Origin of the sequence: Nocardiopsis protaetiae (genome assembly GCF_045446735.1) — a bacterium.
In the GTDB taxonomy this organism is placed as follows: Bacteria; Actinomycetota; Actinomycetes; order Streptosporangiales; family Streptosporangiaceae; genus Nocardiopsis; species Nocardiopsis protaetiae.
Genome location: NZ_JBJJBV010000549.1, coordinates 1 through 1165, shown reverse-complemented (window position 1 = coordinate 1165; position 1165 = coordinate 1). Strand labels below are relative to the sequence as shown.

1 pseudogene is annotated in these 1165 nt (G+C 74.1%); it reads left to right on the top strand.

The annotated features are described in order from the left end of the window. Positions 1-1165 (top strand): annotated as a pseudogene (locus ACJOT3_RS34645) (hypothetical protein); the annotation flags it as partial.

Genomic DNA, 1165 nt, shown 5'->3' with positions numbered 1-1165 from the left:
CGTCGAGAGCGTCCTGTCCAACACCATCACCTCCGCCATGATCAACGGCATCGACCACCTCGGCCGACCCGACCTCGACACAGAACTGAACGCCACCCGCGACCGCCTCGACTCGACCCCACCACCCGAACACAAAACCGACCCCGCGGACGGTGGGAGCGGAACCCCCGACCGCGGCCAGATCGCCTTCACGGACAAGCCCGGGGAGGGCAACGGCGCCGTCCCGCCCGTCATCGCCGCGCCACCGCCTACCGCCAGTGGCGGAATGGGCACCGGTGCCCCGAACAACACCGCCGCCCCCACCACCGAACGCGGTGGCGGCCCCCGATCCACCGGGCCGGACACCACCCGCGACCGCGATGACCGGGCCCGGTCCGAGGTCCCGCGTCTCACCAGCGAGGACACTACGAGAACCACCACCGACGGTCCCCGCGATGCCGCGGATCGGGATGGCGCCGCACAGGGGCGCGGTGACGGGCACTCCGGCCTTCCCCGCCCCGCCGCCGACGCTTCCGGGGCGACCGGGGCGACCGGGGCCGACGTTCCCACCACGCGAACCGTCGGCGCCGCCGGCGGGAGGCCGGCCGATGACTCCGGTGGCGGCCCTGCCGTCGTGGTGCCCCGCGGCAGCGGGGGTGCGGACACGTCCGCCAACGCCTTGGACGACGCCTTCACCTCCGCCCTGGCCGACAACGGATCGACCCGTTCCGGAGGCGGTGTTCCCCTGTTCTCCGGGGACGCCCCGACCGCCGCCGACCCGACGACGGCCCGGGACACCGCACCGCCGCCGACCCCCACCACGGAGAACGGCGGACGCACCGCGCCCGCCGACACCCCCCGCCCCCTGCCCGCCAAGGTCAGGCTCGAAGCCGCCCAACGACTACAACGCGGCATCACCGCGGCCCTCCAGGACTCCATCGGCCACCTCCGCGAGGCCCAGCGGCTCGACACCGACCTACGGCGGCTGTCCCCCGACCACCCCGACACGACCCGGATCCGCGAACAGATCACCGAACACCACACCCGCGGCCGCGAAGCCAGCCAGCGCTTCACCGCCCTCTCCGACATGCAGATGCGGCTTCTCGACCCCCCGCGGTCGATCCGGGTCATGACCGTCCTGATCCCCGAGCCGACCGCCCACCAGAGCCTCGTCCCCGAGGCACGG